The organism is Pseudomonas sp. GW821-FHT11G12 (genome assembly GCF_058808055.1).
The window spans coordinates 127,192-144,536 of the sequence record NZ_JBXARH010000008.1 but is presented as its reverse complement, the minus strand read 5'-3'; the positions used below and the strand labels follow the sequence as shown (position 1 = coordinate 144,536).

17 protein-coding genes are annotated in these 17,345 nt (G+C 61.6%); 5 read left to right on the top strand and 12 right to left on the bottom strand.

The annotated features are described in order from the left end of the window. Positions 1-45 precede the first annotated feature (45 nt). Positions 46-369 (bottom strand): hypothetical protein, encoded by a 324-nt coding sequence (locus AC1RR7_RS22225; protein WP_096820794.1) that lies wholly within the window; start codon positions 367-369, stop codon positions 46-48. Between the two features lie 254 nt (positions 370-623). Between AC1RR7_RS22225 and leuS the strand changes: the two genes are divergently transcribed. The 5 genes from leuS to AC1RR7_RS22200 all read left to right on the top strand — a co-directional run bounded on the left by leuS (position 624) and on the right by AC1RR7_RS22200 (position 6,689). Further along, the gene (gene leuS / locus AC1RR7_RS22220) at positions 624-3,230 is read left to right on the top strand and encodes a leucine--tRNA ligase (RefSeq protein WP_096820793.1); all 2,607 of its coding nucleotides are present in this window, start codon (positions 624-626) and stop codon (positions 3,228-3,230) included. Between the two features lie 87 nt (positions 3,231-3,317). Further along, a complete protein-coding gene (locus AC1RR7_RS22215; protein ID WP_102620847.1) occupies positions 3,318-3,923 on the top strand; it encodes an LPS-assembly lipoprotein LptE in 606 nt (201 codons plus the stop codon). Positions 3,924-3,962: 39 nt separating this feature from the next. After that, positions 3,963-5,000 (top strand): DNA polymerase III subunit delta, encoded by a 1,038-nt coding sequence (gene holA, locus AC1RR7_RS22210; protein ID WP_096820791.1) that lies wholly within the window; start codon positions 3,963-3,965, stop codon positions 4,998-5,000. A gap of 140 nt (positions 5,001-5,140) precedes the next feature. Continuing rightward, the gene (gene arfA, locus AC1RR7_RS22205) at positions 5,141-5,305 is read left to right on the top strand and encodes an alternative ribosome rescue factor ArfA (RefSeq protein WP_007958672.1); all 165 of its coding nucleotides are present in this window, start codon (positions 5,141-5,143) and stop codon (positions 5,303-5,305) included. Between the two features lie 61 nt (positions 5,306-5,366). Then, positions 5,367-6,689, top strand: coding sequence for a lytic murein transglycosylase (locus tag AC1RR7_RS22200; protein WP_096820790.1), 1,323 nt, complete (start codon positions 5,367-5,369; stop codon positions 6,687-6,689). A gap of 46 nt (positions 6,690-6,735) precedes the next feature. On the opposite strand, the gene AC1RR7_RS22195 is transcribed toward AC1RR7_RS22200, so the two are convergent. The 11 genes from AC1RR7_RS22195 to rsfS all read right to left on the bottom strand — a co-directional run bounded on the left by AC1RR7_RS22195 (position 6,736) and on the right by rsfS (position 17,288). After that, positions 6,736-7,683, bottom strand: coding sequence for a S66 peptidase family protein (locus tag AC1RR7_RS22195; RefSeq protein ID WP_096820789.1), 948 nt, complete (start codon positions 7,681-7,683; stop codon positions 6,736-6,738). Positions 7,684-7,858: 175 nt separating this feature from the next. Beyond that, on the bottom strand, positions 7,859-8,857 hold the full coding sequence (gene lipA / locus AC1RR7_RS22190) for a lipoyl synthase (RefSeq protein ID WP_162130488.1): 999 nt from the start codon (positions 8,855-8,857) through the stop codon (positions 7,859-7,861). Positions 8,858-8,882: 25 nt separating this feature from the next. Then, positions 8,883-9,530, bottom strand: a complete 648-nt coding sequence (gene lipB, locus AC1RR7_RS22185) for a lipoyl(octanoyl) transferase LipB (protein WP_102620850.1) — start codon at positions 9,528-9,530, stop codon at positions 8,883-8,885. Next, positions 9,530-9,805 (bottom strand): DUF493 domain-containing protein, encoded by a 276-nt coding sequence (locus tag AC1RR7_RS22180; protein ID WP_007958664.1) that lies wholly within the window; start codon positions 9,803-9,805, stop codon positions 9,530-9,532. Before AC1RR7_RS22180 ends, lipB begins: the two co-directional genes overlap by 1 nt. Before the next feature lie 84 nt (positions 9,806-9,889). Next, positions 9,890-11,047, bottom strand: a complete 1,158-nt coding sequence (locus AC1RR7_RS22175; RefSeq protein WP_096820787.1) for a D-alanyl-D-alanine carboxypeptidase family protein — start codon at positions 11,045-11,047, stop codon at positions 9,890-9,892. Positions 11,048-11,236: 189 nt separating this feature from the next. After that, positions 11,237-12,247, bottom strand: coding sequence for a septal ring lytic transglycosylase RlpA family protein (locus AC1RR7_RS22170; RefSeq protein WP_493158440.1), 1,011 nt, complete (start codon positions 12,245-12,247; stop codon positions 11,237-11,239). After that, positions 12,247-13,257 carry a lytic murein transglycosylase B gene (mltB, locus tag AC1RR7_RS22165; RefSeq protein WP_096820785.1) on the bottom strand — a complete coding sequence of 337 codons (1,011 nt, stop codon included), beginning with the start codon at positions 13,255-13,257 and terminating at the stop codon, positions 12,247-12,249. Before mltB ends, AC1RR7_RS22170 begins: the two co-directional genes overlap by 1 nt. Before the next feature lie 17 nt (positions 13,258-13,274). Further along, positions 13,275-14,378: a rod shape-determining protein RodA gene (gene rodA / locus AC1RR7_RS22160; RefSeq protein ID WP_085712360.1), complete on the bottom strand. Its 1,104-nt coding sequence runs from the start codon at positions 14,376-14,378 to the stop codon at positions 13,275-13,277. A gap of 31 nt (positions 14,379-14,409) precedes the next feature. After that, complete coding sequence (gene mrdA / locus AC1RR7_RS22155; protein WP_493158439.1) at positions 14,410-16,305, bottom strand: penicillin-binding protein 2; 1,896 nt, start codon at positions 16,303-16,305, stop codon at positions 14,410-14,412. A 10-nt stretch (positions 16,306-16,315) separates the two neighbouring features. Further along, positions 16,316-16,783, bottom strand: a complete 468-nt coding sequence (rlmH, locus tag AC1RR7_RS22150) for a 23S rRNA (pseudouridine(1915)-N(3))-methyltransferase RlmH (protein WP_009051038.1) — start codon at positions 16,781-16,783, stop codon at positions 16,316-16,318. Between the two features lie 10 nt (positions 16,784-16,793). Beyond that, positions 16,794-17,288, bottom strand: a complete 495-nt coding sequence (gene rsfS, locus AC1RR7_RS22145) for a ribosome silencing factor (RefSeq protein WP_008087903.1) — start codon at positions 17,286-17,288, stop codon at positions 16,794-16,796. Between the last annotated feature and the right edge of the window lie 57 nt (positions 17,289-17,345).

Below are 17,345 nucleotides of genomic sequence, written 5' to 3'. Positions count from 1 at the left end.
GGTCGGATCTGCTGAAAAAGATCCGCTTTTTGACCTGCCATGCGTTTACTTGGCCTGCAGAGTCCGAACCTTGACGGTGTCTCTGCCGGGCGCCTTGTCCTTGAGCCAGATGACTTTGGCCGAACGGGGTGCATCGAGTTGCTTCACTGCCTGTGACAGATATCCGTGGGTTTCACGCTCACTGCGATCCAGATAGGCCTTGACCAGTTCGAACTCGGCGGGGCTCAAGCCACGCAATTCCAGCTCCAGGGGGCGCTCGTCGCGCAGCCGGACAGCGGTTTTTGCAGCGTCCAGGGCCGTCCCCAGGCGATCGATCAACCGCTCGTACAACTCGGGTTTGGTAACGTTTTTTTGCTGTGACTCCACCATCCCTCACCTCATTGAAGATAAGACTCACTCCCCAGTTAGAGCTTAGCTTCGCTGCACAAACCGGCTGCACGCCGCGACCAACGGCCCTCGCCGCGATTTTGCCCGGTCAAACGGCTGCAATCAGGGTTTCCCTAGGCCAAGCGCGGTCATGTATGCTACGGCGCTTCCTGTAACTCCACTTCCAGCCCGTCCGGCCCGCTCCGGATGTCGCATTGAAGAGGATTAGGCCACCCCTATCCAGTACAAAAGTAGCCATGCACGAACAATATCAGCCCCGTGAAATCGAAGCCGCCGCCCAGTCGTTCTGGGACGAGCAAAAGTCCTTTGAAGTCAGTGAACAGCCAGGCAAGGAGACTTACTACTGCCTGTCGATGTTCCCTTACCCCAGCGGCAAGCTACACATGGGGCACGTGCGCAACTACACCATCGGCGACGTGATCTCCCGCTACCAGCGCATGCTCGGCAAGAACGTTCTGCAACCGATGGGTTGGGACGCCTTCGGCATGCCGGCAGAAAACGCCGCGATGAAGAACAACGTGGCCCCGGCCAAGTGGACCTACGAAAACATCGCCTACATGAAATCCCAGCTGCGCAGCCTGGGCCTGGCGGTGGACTGGTCGCGCGAAGTCACCACCTGCAAGCCTGATTACTACCGTTGGGAGCAGTGGCTGTTCACTCGCCTGTTCGAAAAAGGCGTGATCTACCGCAAGAACGGCACCGTGAACTGGGACCCGATCGACCAGACCGTTCTGGCCAACGAACAGGTGATCGACGGTCGCGGCTGGCGTTCCGGCGCGCTGATCGAAAAGCGCGAAATCCCGATGTACTACTTCAAGATCACCGCCTACGCGGATGAGCTGCTGGAGAGTCTCGACGAACTGACCGGCTGGCCGGAACAGGTCAAGACCATGCAGCGCAACTGGATCGGCAAGTCGCGCGGGATGGAAGTGCAGTTCCCGTACAACGTCGACTCGATTGGCGAAAGCGGCACCCTGAAAGTCTTCACCACCCGTCCGGACACCCTGATGGGCGCAACCTATGTTGCCGTGGCTGCCGAGCACCACCTGGCGGCCCTTGCCGCGAAGAACAACCCTGAGCTGCAAGCGTTCATCGCTGAATGCAAGGGCGGCAGCGTCGCCGAAGCCGACGTCGCCACTCAAGAGAAGAAAGGCCTGCCGACCGGCCTGTTCGTCGAGCACCCGCTGACCGGTGAAAAACTGCCGGTCTGGGTCGCCAACTACGTGCTGATGCACTACGGCGATGGCGCGGTCATGGCTGTGCCGGCTCACGACGAGCGCGATTTCGAGTTCGCCCACAAGTACAACCTGCCGGTCAAATCCGTGGTTCGTACCAGTTCCGGTGAAACCAACCCGGCGCCGTGGCAGGACGCCTATGGCGAGCACGGCACGCTGATCAACTCCGGCGAGTTCGACGGCCTGGACTTCGCCGGCGCGTTCGACGCCATGGAAGTCGCCCTGATCAAGAAAGAGCTGGGCGCCTCGCGCACCCAGTTCCGCCTGCGTGACTGGGGCATCAGCCGCCAGCGCTACTGGGGCTGCCCGATCCCGATCATCCACTGCGATGCCTGCGGTGACGTGCCGGTGCCGGAAGACCAGTTGCCGGTCGTACTGCCGGAAGACGTGGTGCCGGACGGCGCCGGTTCGCCGCTGGCGCGCATGCCCGAGTTCTACGAGTGCACCTGCCCGAAATGCGGCCAGCCTGCCAAGCGTGAAACCGACACCATGGACACCTTCGTCGAGTCGTCCTGGTACTACGCCCGTTACGCCTCGCCGCACTTCGAAGGCGGCCTGGTGGAAAAATCTGCAGCCGACCACTGGTTGCCGGTGGATCAGTACATCGGCGGTATCGAACACGCCATTCTTCACCTGCTCTACGCGCGCTTCTTCCACAAGCTGATGCGCGACGAAGGCCTGGTGAGCTCCAACGAGCCGTTCAAGAACCTGCTGACCCAGGGCATGGTGGTCGCCGAGACTTACTATCGTCGTGAAGCCAACGGTGCCTACACCTGGTTCAACCCGGCGGACGTGGAACTCGAGCGCGACAGCAAGGCCAAGGTCATCAGCGCCAAGCTGATCGCGGACGGCCTGCCGGTGGAAATCGGCGGCACCGAGAAAATGGCCAAGTCGAAGAACAACGGCGTCGACCCACAGTCGATGATCGATCAGTTCGGCGCAGACACCTGCCGTCTGTTCATGATGTTCGCTTCGCCACCTGACATGAGCGCTGAGTGGTCCGACTCCGGCGTGGAAGGCTCGCACCGCTTCCTCAAGCGCGTCTGGCGTCTGGCTCAGGCCCACGTGACTCAGGGCCTGCCGGGCAAACTGGACGTGACCGGCCTGAATGACGAACAGAAAGTCATCCGCCGTTCGATCCACCAGGCGATCAAGCAGGCCAGCCATGACGTCGGCCAGAACCACAAATTCAACACCGCCATCGCTCAGGTGATGACGCTGATGAACGTGCTGGAAAAAGCCGCCCAGGCCACCGAACAGGATCGCGCACTGGTTCAGGAAGGCCTGGAAGCCGTGACGCTGCTGCTGGCGCCAATCACGCCGCACATCAGCCATGAACTGTGGAACCGACTGGGCCACGCCGAACCGGTAATCGACGCCGGCTGGCCGGTGCTGGACGAAAGCGCACTGGTGCAGGACAGCCTGACGCTGGTCATCCAGGTCAACGGCAAGCTGCGCGGCCAGATCGAAATGCCGGCCGCCGCAACCCGTGAGGAAGTCGAAGCCGCCGCCCGTGCCAACGAAAACGTGCTGCGCTTCGTCGACGGCCTGACTATTCGCAAAGTGATCGTAGTGCCCGGGAAACTGGTCAATATCGTCGCCAGCTAATTGGATCGGGCGCCGGGTTTGCCTGGCGCCCTGTAAAACCTTTCGGGCCGCAAGGTCGGCCCACATGGTTTCAAGGGGAGCAACACAATGATCAAACGCAATCTGCTGGTGATGGGCCTCGCGGTCCTGTTGAGCGCCTGCGGTTTCCAGCTGCGCGGCACCGGCACCACCGAACTGGCGATCAAGGAACTCGACCTGAGCGCCCGCAACGCCTACGGCGAAACCGTGACGCAACTGCGTCAGCTGCTGGAGGCCAGCGGCGTCAAGATCGTCTCCGGTGCGCCGTACAAGCTGTACCTGGCCGACGAGCAGGAGAACCAGCGCATCCTCAGCTACGCTGGCGCCGGCCGTACTGGCGAGTATCAGGTAAACACTGTGCTCAGCTACGACATCCGTGGCGACAAGAACCTGCTGCTCAAAAGCGACAAGCTTGAAGTGCAGAGAGTGTTCATCCACGACGGCAACAACCTGGTGGGTTCCGACCAGGAAGCCAACGATGCCCGCAACGAGACACGCCGCGAGCTGGTACAGCGCATGATGCTGCGCCTGCAACAGCTGACTCCGGCTCAGCTGGAAGCTCTGCAACAAGCCGCCAACGACCGGGCCAAGGCAGAAGCCGACGCCCTGGAAGCGGCGCAGAAGGCTGAAGCGGAAACCCCGCGTCAGTCGCCGCTCGAACTGCCGCAGCAGTAAGACGTACGGGGCGCTCAGGCGCCCCGTTCGCCGTTTCTTATGAAGCTCGCTCCCGCCCAACTCGGCAAACACCTGCAAGGTGCGCTCGCGCCGGTCTACATCATCAGCGGCGATGACCCGCTGCTGTGTCAGGAAGCCGCCGACGCCATTCGCTCCGCTGCCCGTCAGCAAGGGTTCGACGAACGCCAGGTCTTCGCCGCCGACGCCAATTTCGATTGGGGAACGTTACTGCAGGCCGGCGCCAGCATGTCGCTGTTCGCCGAAAAGCGCCTGCTGGAACTGCGCCTTCCCTCCGGCAAGCCCGGTGACAAGGGCGCTGCCGCACTGATCGAATACTGCTCACGCCCCGCTGAAGACACGGTGCTGCTGATCAGCTTGCCCAAGCTGGACGGCAGCGCGCAGAAGACCAAGTGGGGCAAGGCGCTGGTCGAAGGTCAGCAGACCCAGTTCATCCAGATCTGGCCGGTGGATGCCAACCAGTTGCCGAGCTGGATTCGCCAACGCCTGTCCCAGGCTGGGCTGTCAGCCAGTCAGGACGCAGTCGAACTGATTGCCGCGCGAGTCGAAGGCAACCTGCTGGCTGCGGCGCAGGAGATCGAAAAGCTCAAGCTGATGGCCGAGGGTGGGCAGATCAGCGTCGAAACCGTGCAGGCGGCCGTGGCCGACAGTGCGCGTTTTGACGTGTTCGGCCTGACCGACGCGGTGCTCAACGGCGAACCGGCTCACGCCCTGCGCATGCTCGAAGGGCTGCGTGGCGAAGGTGTCGAGCCGCCGGTGATTCTCTGGGCCCTGGCGCGGGAGTTGCGCCTGCTGGCCAATATCTCGTTGCAGTACAGTCAGGGCACGCCGCTGGACAAGTGCTTCAGTCAGGCGAAACCGCCGGTCTGGGACAAGCGCAAACCGCTGATGAGCAAAGCCCTGCAACGCTACTCGGCGCAACGCTGGGCGCAATTGTTGCTCGAGGCCCAGCGCATCGACGCGCAAATCAAGGGTCAGGCGGCTGGCTCGCCGTGGATGAGCCTCAGTCGGCTGGCGCTGTTGATGGCCGGTCAGCGTCTGACATTGCCTGCCGAATGAAACCCGGGATCGCACACCGCGATCCGGTTTTTTTTTACAGACCATTTCCTACAGAACATCCCGCCTTCAGCCCTCTAGACAGACGCTCGACATCGGCAGATCATTTGCCGCGCAAAACCCACTCACTCGCGAGAACCCTCATGAGCAAAAAGCCATCGAAACATGGCCATAACAAGGCCAAATCCATCGTCGCCCAACCCCTGTTCCGCAGCCGCCAGGAACGACCAACCAAGGGTAAAGGCAGCTACCGCCGCGAAGCCTTCCAGTCTGACAGCTGGGAGGCTTCTTACTTTCTGGCCGCTTGAAGCGCAGCACCCCTTCCTCATGTTAAGGTCTGCACCTGATTCGTATCCTCTGGACCTGTGCATGCCCCTTAGTCTTTCCCGTCGTTGGCCCTTTCGCCAACTGATCGCTGCCACAAGTTTCGTACTGCTTGTCGCCTGCGCGGAAAAACCCACCGCCGCCGACGCTCAACCGCTTCAGACCGCTCCTGTTGCCACGGCCCCCGCGATCATCCCGCCGGTAGTGCCGTCCGGTGACGACCTCGACCTGCAACCCACCCAAACCTTCGCCGAGTGGCAGGCCGGTTTCCGCAAGGACGCTTTGGCCGCCGGGATTCGCGCCGACGTCTTCGATCGCGCCTTTGCCAACGTCAGCTTCGATGCCAGCGTGATCCGTGCCGACCGCAGCCAGCCGGAATTCGCCCGGCCGGTGTGGGAATACCTGGATGGCGCCCTGTCGCCGCTGCGAGTGCGCAAAGGCCAGGCGCTGATCAACCAGTACGCCGACATCCTGCAACGCATCGAACAACGCTACGGCGTCGATCGCCAGGCGCTGGTGTCGGTGTGGGGGATGGAAAGCAATTTCGGCCAGTTCCAGGGCACCAAGTCGGTGATCAATTCCCTGGCGACCCTGGCCTATGAAGGCCGCCGCCCGGGCTTTGCCCACGCGCAACTGATCGCGGCGCTGCAAATCCTGCAACAGGGCGACATCACGCCAGAGAAGATGCTCGGCTCCTGGGCCGGCGCCATGGGCCAGACCCAGTTCATCCCGACCACCTACAACACCCACGCCGTGGATTTCGACGGTGACGGTCGCCGTGACATCTGGGGCAGCCCGGCTGACGCCTTGGCCTCGACCGCGCACTACCTGCAAAGCTCCGGCTGGCAGCGTGGCCAGCCGTGGGGCTTCGAGGTGCAGCTGCCGAGCGGTTTCAACTACACCCTGGCAGACGGTGCGATTCGCAAAAGTGTCGCCGAATGGCGGCAACTGGGTGTGATTCTGCCCAACGGCGGCCAGGCACCGGCCGGCTCCGAGCAACTTTCGGCCGCCCTGCTGCTGCCGGCCGGCTATCGTGGCCCGGCGTTCCTGATCCTCGATAACTTCCGGGCGATCCTCAAGTACAACAACTCGTCGTCCTATGCCCTTGCCGTGAGTCTGTTGTCCGAGCGTTTCAACGGCGCAGGCCTGATCAACGGCACCTGGCCAAAAGATGATCTGCCGCTGAGTCGCACCGAACGCATCGAGCTGCAAAATCTGCTGACTGCACGCAACTACGACGCGGGTACCGCCGACGGCATCATCGGCGCCAATACGCGCAAGGCGATCCGCAGTGCGCAACAGTCCTTTGGCTGGCCCGCAGACGGTTACCCGACGCACAAGCTGCTGGAAAGCTTGCGTAGCCAGTAAAAAAGACCGCCGCCTCTTCAGGCGGCGGTCTTGTTTTGGGGTTCGGCTACCGAATCACCACATCCTGCTCCAGCATCAACTCCTTCTTCCCCGCATCCAGTCGAACCAGCGCCCCCATCGGCAACGTCAGGTTCGGATCACAATGCCCGCTGCGCCAACCCGACAGCACCGGAATCCGCAACGGTTCAAAGGTCTGCTTGAGCAGGCGGTTCAAGGCCTCGGTATCCACGCCCGCCACATCCCCGACCAACACGCCACGCAGCTTGGCCAATTTGCCAGCCAGACGCATCTGGGTCAGCAAGCGGTCGATCCGATACAGCGGCTCGTTGACGTCCTCGATGAGCAGAATCACCCCTTCGACGTCGATTTCGTAAGGCGTGCCCAGGGTCGCGGCGATCATCGCCAGATTGCCGCCCAGCAAACGCCCATGGGCAATGCCGGGCTCAACCGTGGTCAGTGGGTAGGCCACCGGATGGCTCAATACGCTACCGGCCGTCAACTGGCCGCGCAGCATGGCGAAGAACGACGTCACCGTCGGCGGTTCCTTGTCCCCCAGCAAGTCGGCATTCAACAGTGGCCCGTGAAAGGTCACGAACCCGGCGTAGCGACTGATGGCCAGATGCAGTGCGGTGATGTCGCTGTAACCGACGAAGGGCTTGGCATGGCGGCTCAGCAAGTCGTAGTCGATCCGGTCCAGCAACCTTGGCGTGCCGTAACCACCGCGCAGGCAAATGATTGCATCGACCTCCTCGTCAGCGAATGCAGCGTGCAGATCGTTGAGCCGCACCTCGTCGCTACCGGCCAGATAGCCATCCTTTTCGTAGACGCCAGGGAACACCCGCAATCCGTAACCCCGGGCGCGCATCCATTGAACAGCCTTTTCAGTATCCAGCGTGCCGGGGCCGGCTGGAGCGATGACGCCTATCAGCCCTTCCGAAGGCAGTGCGGGGACAGGCTTGTGCGGACAAAGGGTGTGGGTCGGTCGAACGGTCATCCATGGATCTCCCTGTGTGAAGTCATGCTCACACAGTAGTCAGGAACGGCGACAAACAGAAGAGGCTCGGCTGCGCCGCAGATTGCAGGAAAAGTCAGTAACGAGTGTAGGCCGGGCAAAAAAATGCCCGCCGGGCACTGAAGCCTCGGCGGGCATTTTCTCATTCAGCGCTGAATCAGGAACCGAGCAGCTCGGCCTTGACCAGTTTCGCCTGCTCGTCGGCGTGGTACGAAGAACGCACCAACGGGCCGGACGCGACGTTCTTGAAGCCCATCTTGTAACCTTCCTCGGCGAACCAGGCGAAGGTGTCCGGGTGCACGAAACGCTGCACCGGCAAGTGGCTGCGGGACGGTTGCAGGTACTGGCCCAGGGTCAGCATGTCGATGTCGTGTTCGCGCATGCGCTTCATGACTTCGATGACTTCGTCGTCGGTCTCGCCCAGACCCAGCATCAGGCCGGACTTGGTCGGAATGTGCGGCATCATCTGCTTGAAGCGTTGCAGCAGGGTCAGCGACCACTGGTAGTCCGAACCCGGACGCGCAGCCTTGTACAGGCGCGGCACGGTTTCCAGGTTGTGGTTGAACACATCCGGCGGCTCGGCCGCAGTGATTTCCAGAGCGATGTCCATGCGGCCACGGTAGTCCGGGACCAGGGTCTCGAGCTGCACGTTCGGCGACAGTTTGCGGATTTCGCGGATGCAGTCGGCAAAGTGCTGGGCACCGCCGTCACGCAGGTCGTCGCGGTCAACCGAGGTGATCACCACGTACTTGAGTTTCAGGTCGGCGATGGCGATGGCCAGGCTTTCCGGCTCGTTGACGTCCAGTGGCTTCGGACGACCGTGGCCAACGTCGCAGAACGGGCAGCGACGGGTGCAGATGTCACCCATGATCATGAAGGTCGCGGTGCCGCCGGAGAAGCACTCGCCCAGGTTCGGGCAGGACGCTTCTTCACAGACGCTGTGCAGCTTGTGCTTGCGCAGCAGGCTCTTGATGCGGTCGACTTCCGGCGAAACCGGGATGCGCACGCGGATCCAGTCGGGTTTCTTCGGCAGTTCGGTGGTCGGAATGATCTTCACCGGGATGCGTGCAACCTTCTCGGCGCCGCGCAGCTTGACGCCCGCTTCAACCTTGGGACGCGGGGCCGGGCGCTCGGTCACGTCGAGCGTCGGGATCATGGTTTGCACTGCATCAGTAGTCATATCAGTCGATTCCGCCCGTCAGGGTCGTCTGCTCAGCATAGTCGAGGTGTTTGACGAGCTGCGCGCGCAGCCGGGCACTTACCTCGGCAAATTCAATCGATCCTGCATGGTCGCTCAGCTGGGTCATCGCCAGCCCGGCGTAGCCGCAGGGATTAATCCGTCGAAACGGTTCCAGGTCCATGTCCACGTTCAGGGCCAGGCCATGAAAGGAACAACCGTGGCGAATCCGCAAACCCAGAGAAGCGATTTTCGCTCCGTCGACGTACACGCCGGGAGCATCTGGCTTGGCGACGGCGGTTACACCGTAACTGGCCAGCAGTTCGATCAGGCACCGCTCCATGCGCGTGACCAGGTCTCGTACACCAAAACCCAGTTTGCGCACATCCAGCAGCAGGTACGCCACCAGTTGGCCGGGGCCATGGTAGGTCACCTGCCCGCCGCGGTCGACCTGCACCACCGGGATGTCCCCCGGCAGCAACAGGTGTTCGGCCTTGCCGGCCTGGCCCTGGGTGAACACCGGCGGGTGTTCGACGAGCCAGATTTCGTCGGCGGCATCACTGCCGCGTTCGTTGGTAAAACGTTGCATGGCATGCCAGACCGGCTCGTAAGCCATCTGGCCAAGCTCGCGAAAGCCCAGCGTGCCGGACATCACAACACCATGTGCACGAAACCGGTCGCCCGCAGTTCGCTGTTGATGTTGTACAGCTGATCCTGGTCGGTCGCGACGATGTGCAACTGGATGGTGGTGTACTTGCCGTTGCTGCTTTGACGCTCGTCCACACGCTCATCGTTGATCTTGGCGTGTTTCTTGACGATGTCGATGATCTTGTCTTTGTTGCCGACGCCCGTATCGCTGATCACCTTAACCGGATAATCAACCTGCGGAAATTCGATCTTTGGCGCCTTTACTTCGGTATCGGTCATGGCGTAACGGCCTCGTAAGCGTAAGCCCGGTAACGAACAAGGCCCCGCTCCGGATCGGAACGGGGCCATGCAGGTCAACTCGAATCAGTTGAACAAGCCGTAGAAGAATAGACGGATGCTATCCCACATGCGGCGGAAGATACCACCCTCCTCGACAGCGTCCAGGGCGATCAGGTCGGCGCTGTGCACCACCTTGTCATCCAGTTTCACTTCGACTTTACCGATCACGTCGCCCTTGGCGATTGGCGCGGTCAGTTGCGGGTTCATGGTCATGCTGGCAGCGAGCTTTTTCAGCTGGCCTTTCGGCAAGGTCATGGTCAGGTCTTCAGCCAGGCCGGCCTTGACTTGATTGGTGGTGCCTTTCCACACCGGGGCCTGAGCCAGTTCGGTGCCCTTCTGATAGAAGGTCTGGGTTTCGAAGAAGCGGAAACCGTAGGTCAGCAGCTTCTGGGTTTCAGCAGCGCGAGCCACTTCGCTGTTGGTGCCGAACACCACGGCGATCAGGCGCATGCCGTCACGTACGGCCGAGGACACCATGCAGTAGCCGGCTTCGTCGGTGTGACCGGTTTTCAGACCGTCAACGGTCTTGTCGCGCCACAGCAGCAGGTTGCGGTTAGGTTGCTTGATGCCGTTCCAGAAGAACTCTTTCTGCGAGTAGATCGCGTAGTGAGCCGGGTCTTCGTGGATGATCGCGCGCGCCAGGATCGCCATGTCGTGAGCCGACGAGTAGTGCTCAGGGTTCGGCAGACCGGTCGGGTTCATGAAGTGGGTGTTGGTCATGCCCAGATCGGCGACGGTCTTGTTCATCAGGTCGGCGAAGGCGTCTTCGCTGCCGGCGATGTGCTCGGAAACCGCGACGCTGGCGTCGTTGCCGGACTGGATGATGATGCCGTGCAGCAGGTCGCTGACAGTCACTTGCGAGCCGACTTTGATGAACATCCGCGAACCGCCGGTGCGCCAGGCGTTTTCGCTGATGGTCACTGGATCGTTTTCACCGATCTGGCCACGACGGATTTCCAGCGTAGCGATGTACGCGGTCATCAGTTTGGTCAGACTGGCCGGTGGCAGACGCTGGTCACCGTTGTTCTCCACCAGCACGTTGCCGCTGCTGGCGTCCATGAGCACGTAGGCTTTTGCGGCCAGTTGAGGTGGCGACGGCATCATCTCGGCCGCGAAGGCGGCTGGCGAGAGGAGCAGCGGGACTAGCAGACACAGGCGTTTGGCAAAGGTGGTGATGTTCATCCGTCTCTCGAAATCGCTAATGGAAACTGCCCTTGCGGGCAAAATTAATCAGATGGCTTTCTAACGGGCCATCGCGTGTTCAGTTGCTCACTCCAGTCACCCTTTGCCGGGCTTTTGTTCTTCGACGAGCCAACAACCTGGTCCACCCCCCAATCGCTGGTGAACCGTCAATCAAGTGCTACGTATTACTTACTCGGTGACCACGCTTGGCGAACCAAGATTGGCCGAGCGCACGCTGTTCTGTACCTGGGCAATTTCACCCGGCGAACCGATCGGTCCCAGGCGTACCCGGTGCAGGGTCTGCTGATTGCGCACGATCGAGCTGATGAACACCGGAGCGCTCACCATCCCGCTGAGCTTCGACCTCAGGAGTTCTGCAGCGTCCGGGTTGGCGAACGCGCCCACCTGCAGATACTGGCCAGACGCTGGTGCAGAAGCGTTTTTTTTTGCGCTGATCTGTACAGGTACAGTGTCAGAGGCATGTTGTTGCGGCGGTGGAGTCCACTGCTCGATGGTACCGGCCGAGGCCGTGATCACCGGCGCAGTATTCTGCGCGACTTGCGGCTCGTTGAGCATCAAAGGCGCCGGACGGCCTTTTGCGGCCCACCACTGTTGTGGGTCGATACCCTCGACCTTGACCCGCGCGGTGCCGATTTCGGCATAGCCGAGTTTTTTGGCCGCGGCGTAGGACAGGTCGATGATCCGGTCCGAATAGAACGGCCCGCGGTCGTTGACCCGCAGGATCACGCTCCTGTTGTTGTCCAGGTTGGTCACCCGAACGTAACTCGGCAGCGGTAATGTCTTGTGGGCGGCACTCATGCCGTACAGGTCATAGACTTCGCCGTTGGCGGTGTTCTGACCGTGGAACTTGGTGCCGTACCAGGACGCTGTGCCCGAAGCCACGTAGGTCTTGGATTCCTGCAACGGGAAGTAGGTCTTGCCCAGCACGGTGTACGGGTTGGCCTTGTACGGGCCGGTGTGCAGGGTCGGCGTGGCGTCCGGGATGCGCGACACATCGACGTCCCACCACGGCGCGCCATCTTTGTGGGCCCGGTTGATATCCAGGCCCGGCTGCGCGCGAACAGCAGTGGGCGAAGTCTTCTGGCTCGGCGCACGGCTGGTGGAGCAACTGGCGACCAACACTGCCAACGCAGCGAATGCCACCAGCTTCAGGGGTTTGTTGATAGGCAATGCCTGCATTACTTGACGCCCCGTGCTTTTACCAGCTCTTCAGACAGTTGATGTACAGCCATGGCGTACATCACGCTGCGGTTATAACGCGTGATCGCGTAGAAATTCTTCAGGCCCATCCAGTATTCCGGGCCGTTGTCGCCTTCCAGGCGAAATGCAGTAACCGGCATATCATCGCGCAGCGCATCATGACTTGACCAGCCCAGCGCTCGCAACTCCCCGACGGTTTTCGTCGGTTCGATCCCGGTGGTCAAACCCTCATCCACCTGCTCGCCGCGCACATCGGCCCGACTGACCACCGGCTCGCCGGCCACCCAGCCGTGACGCTTGAAGTAGCTGGCGACGCTGCCGATCGCATCATCCGGGTTGTTCCAGATATTGATGTGGCCGTCGCCGTCGAAATCCACCGCGTAGGCGCGAAAGCTGCTCGGCATGAACTGCGGCAAGCCCATCGCCCCGGCGTAGGAACCCTTGAGGGTCAGCGGGTCGACCTGCTCTTCACGCGCCAGCAGCAGGAACTCACGCAGTTCCTTGCGGAAAAATTCGGCACGGGGAGGATAGTCGAATCCCAGCGTGGACAAGGCATCGATCACCCGGTAATTACCGGTATTACGTCCGAAAAAGGTCTCAACGCCGATGATCGACACGATCACCTGGGCCGGAACGCCGTATTCCTGCTCGGCGCGGGCCAGCACGGCCTCGTGCTGGCGCCAGAAGTCCACACCCCGGGCGATGCGCGCGTCGGTGAGGAACATCGGCCGGTATTCTTTCCACTGTTTGACCCGTTCGGCGGGTTTGGAAATCGCGTCGAGAATCGCCTGTTTGCGCTGCGCCTCGCGGAACACCGCCATCAGTTGTTCGCCGGCGAAACCGTAGTCGCGGGTCATTTCACCGACGAATTCGGCCACCTGGGGCGAGCCTTCGTAATCGCCGGCCAGCGCTTCCTGCGCGCTGCCAAGGATGCCTACCAGGCCGAGCCACGGTGCGTATCGTGTCGCCCAGTCACGCATTACTTGCATTGAACTCTTCACCTTATTCAAACCTGTGCGATCCATTTGCGATGCGTATGGATCGACATCAAAACCCCAAACGCTGACAGCAGTGTCACCAGCGAAGTTCCGCCGTAGCTAATGAACGGCAACGGCACCCCCACCACCGGCAACAGGCCACTGACCATACCGATGTTGACGAAAACATAAACAAAAAACGTCATGGTCAAGGCGCCGGCGAGCAGTTTGCCGAACAGCGTCTGCGCCTGGGCGGTAATCACCAGGCCGCGACCGATCAGCAAGAGATAGATCAGCAGTAGAGCGCAAATGCCCACCAGGCCGAACTCTTCGCCGAGTACAGCGATGATGAAGTCGGTGTGGCTTTCCGGCAGGAAGTCCAGGTGCGACTGAGTGCCCAGCAGCCAGCCCTTGCCGAACACGCCGCCGGAACCGATGGCGGCCTTTGATTGAATGATGTTCCAGCCGGTGCCCAACGGATCGCTTTCAGGATCAAGGAAGGTCAGGATCCGTTGCTTCTGGTAGTCGTGCATGATGAAGAACCACATGGCGATCGCCACGGGTACGGCGGCGGCCAGCACGCTGAGGATCCAGCGCCAGCGCAACCCGCCCATGAACAGCACGAACGCGCCGCCGGCCAGAATCAGCAGCGAAGTGCCCAGATCCGGTTGACGCACGATCAGAATGAACGGCACGCCAATCAGCATCAGGCTGATCCCGACGTGCTTGAGCTGCGGCGGCAGCGTGCGTTTGGACAGGTACCAGGCGATGGTCGCCGGCATCAGGATCTTCATGAACTCCGACGGCTGGAAGCGGATCACCCCGGGAATGTTGATCCAGCGGGTCGCACCCATGGCGTTGTGGCCCATGATGTCCACCACCATCAGCAGCACCACCCCGACCACATAGCCGAGCGGCACCCAACGGGCCATGAACCGTGGTTCGAACTGGGCGATGACGATCATCGACACCAGACCGATGCCGAACGATGTGGCCTGTTTGGCCAGCAGGTCCCAGCTCTTGCCGCTGGCCGAATACAGCACGAACAGGCTGCCGGCGGCGAGGATCAGCAGTAGGACCAGCAAGGGTCCGTCGATATGCAGGCGTTGCAACAGCGTCGCGCGGCGACGCATCACATCCTCGCTGGAGAGCATGCGATCGAAATTATTCTTCACGGGCCGTAGCCTCCGCACTGATTGGGCTGGCGTATTCGGCCTTCAAGCGTCCGTCCTGATCCAGCAGCCAGGCGTCCATTACCTGACGCACCACCGGCGCGGCGACGCCGGAACCGGACTCACCGTTCTCGACCATCACCGACACCACGATTTTCGGGTTGTCGGCCGGTGCAAACCCCACGAACAAGGCGTGGTCGCGGTGGCGTTCCTGCACTTTGGAGCGGTCGTACTTCTCGCCTTGCTTGATCGCGACCACCTGGGCGGTACCCGATTTGCCGGCGATCCGGTATTGCGAGCCGATAGCCGCTTTGCGCGCGGTGCCCCGGGCGCCGTGCATCACCTGCTGCATGCCGTGATTGACCTTGTTCCAGTCCGACGGGTCGCGCAGGACGATGTCCGGCATCGGATTTTCATCCTTCGGCTTCTCGCCTTCGATGGTCTTGGCCAGGTGCGGACGGTTCCACACACCCTTGTTGGCCACCAGCGCAGTGGCCTGAGCCAGTTGCAACGGGGTCGATTGCATATAGCCCTGGCCGATCCCGAGAATCAGGGTCTCGCCCGGGAACCACGCCTGGCGACGGGTCGCGCGTTTCCACTCGCGGGACGGCATCAGGCCGGGGGATTCTTCGAACATGTCCAGCGAGACCTTCTGGCCGATGCCGAACTTGTTCATGTATGCCGACAACCGATCGATGCCGAGCTTGTGCGCCAGGTCATAGAAGTAGGTGTCGTTGGACCGCATGATCGCCGTGTCGAGGTCGACGAAGCCGTCCCCGGTGCGGTTCCAGTTGCGGTATTTGTGATCGTAGTTGGGCAGCATGTAGTAACCCGGGTCGAACACGCGGCTCGACGCCGTCACCACGCCCGCGTCCAGACCGGCAATCGCTACCGCCGGCTTGATCGTCGAGCCCGGCGGGTACAGACCGCGCAGTACGCGGTTGAACAGCGGCCGGTCGATGGAATCGCGCAGCTCGGCGTACGCCTTGAAGCTGATGCCGGTGACGAACAGGTTCGGGTCGAAGCTCGGCTGGCTGACCATCGCCAGCACCTCGCCGGTGTTCGGGTCCAGCGCTACCACGGCACCGCGTCGCCCGCCCAGCGCGGCTTCGGCGGCTTCCTGCAATTTGATGTCGAGGCTCAGGACGATGTCCTTGCCCGGCACCGGATCGGTACGCTTGAGCACCCGCAACACACGGCCCCGAGCGTTGGTCTCGACCTCTTCGTAACCCACCTGGCCATGCAGTTCGGCTTCATAGAAGCGTTCGATGCCGGTTTTACCGATGTGGTGGGTGCCGCTGTAATTGACCGGGTCGAGGGTCTTCAGCTCTTTCTCGTTGATCCGCCCCATGTAACCCACCGAGTGCGCAAAATGCGCGCCCTGCGGGTAGTGACGCACCAGTTGCGCGACCACTTCCACGCCCGGCAGGCGGAACTGGTTCACCGCGACGCGGGCGATCTGCTCTTCGGTCAGCTCGAACAGGATCGGCACCGGCTCGAACGGCCGGCGCCCCTGACGCATGCGTTTCTCGAAGATCACCCGGTCTTCCGGCGTCAGCTCCAGCACCTCGACGATCACATCGAGCACTTGCTGCCAGTCGCCGGAGCGCTCGCGGGTCATGCTCAGACTGAAGCTCGGGCGGTTGTCCGCCACCACCACGCCGTTACGGTCGAAGATCAACCCGCGGGTTGGCGGAATCGGCTGGACATGCACCCGATTGTTTTCCGACAGGGTCGAGTGGTACTCGTACTGGATGACCTGCAGGAAATACAGCCGGGCAATCAGCACACAGATCAGCAACACCACCGCAATGGCCCCGAACACGACGCGGCTACGCACCAGACGGGCGTCTTTTTCGTGGTCCTTGATGCGGATCGGCTGGGACATGAGGGCAGGATTACTTGTGGTAAGGGTGGCCGGACAACACAGTCCAGGCACGATACAACTGCTCGCCGATGAGGATGCGCACCAGCGGGTGCGGCAGCGTCAACGGCGACAACGACCAGCGCTGATCCGCGCGGGCACAGACTTCCGGCGCCAGCCCTTCCGGGCCACCGACCATGAAATTGACCGTGCGCGAATCCAGCCGCCAACGGTCGAGTTCGACCGCCAGTTGCTCGGTGCTCCAGGGCTTGCCGTGCACTTCGAGGGTGACGATCCGCTCGTTCTGCCCGACCTTGGCCAGCATGGCTTCGCCTTCCTGACGGATGAAGCGTGCCACGTCGGCATTCTTGCCACGGGTATTGAGCGGTATTTCCACCAGTTCCAGCGCCAGCTCGGACGGAAGACGCTTGGCGTATTCATGCCAGCCTTCTTCCACCCATTTGGGCATGCGTGAACCGACGGCGATCAGTCGCAGTCGCACAGCGCGTCCCTTACAGCTGGTCTTTGTTGAGCTTGGTGAAATGCTCGTGGGTGTTTTCCGGGCTGTGGTGCTTGGCATCCGCCGCACGGCTTTGCTCGGCACCGGCCCACAGGCGCTCCAGGTCGTAGAACTGACGAGCCGAGGCGGTCATCATGTGCACGATCACCAGGTCCAGGTCCAGCAGCACCCAGTCGCTGTCGCCCTTGCCTTCTTCGCCCAGCGGCTTGGCGCCCTGCTTTTTCACTTCTTCGCGAACCTTGTCCAGCATCGCGTTGATCTGGCGGTTGGACGTACCGGTGGCGATGATCATGTAGTCAGTGATGCTTTGCTTGTCGCGCACATCGATGATCTGGATGTCCTGGGCCTTGACGTCTTCCAGGGCGGCCACGGCAATCTTGACCAGTTCGTCGCCTTTCAGCGGCTCGTTGGTGTTGACCGGCTCTGGCAGCGGAGCGCTCTTGAACGTGCCTTTGCGCTTTACTTTGGTTTGGTCTTTGTCAGTCATATAAAACTCGTTTTGCTCATGTATTCGGCGTCTCGTCCCACGATGATCGTGTTACTT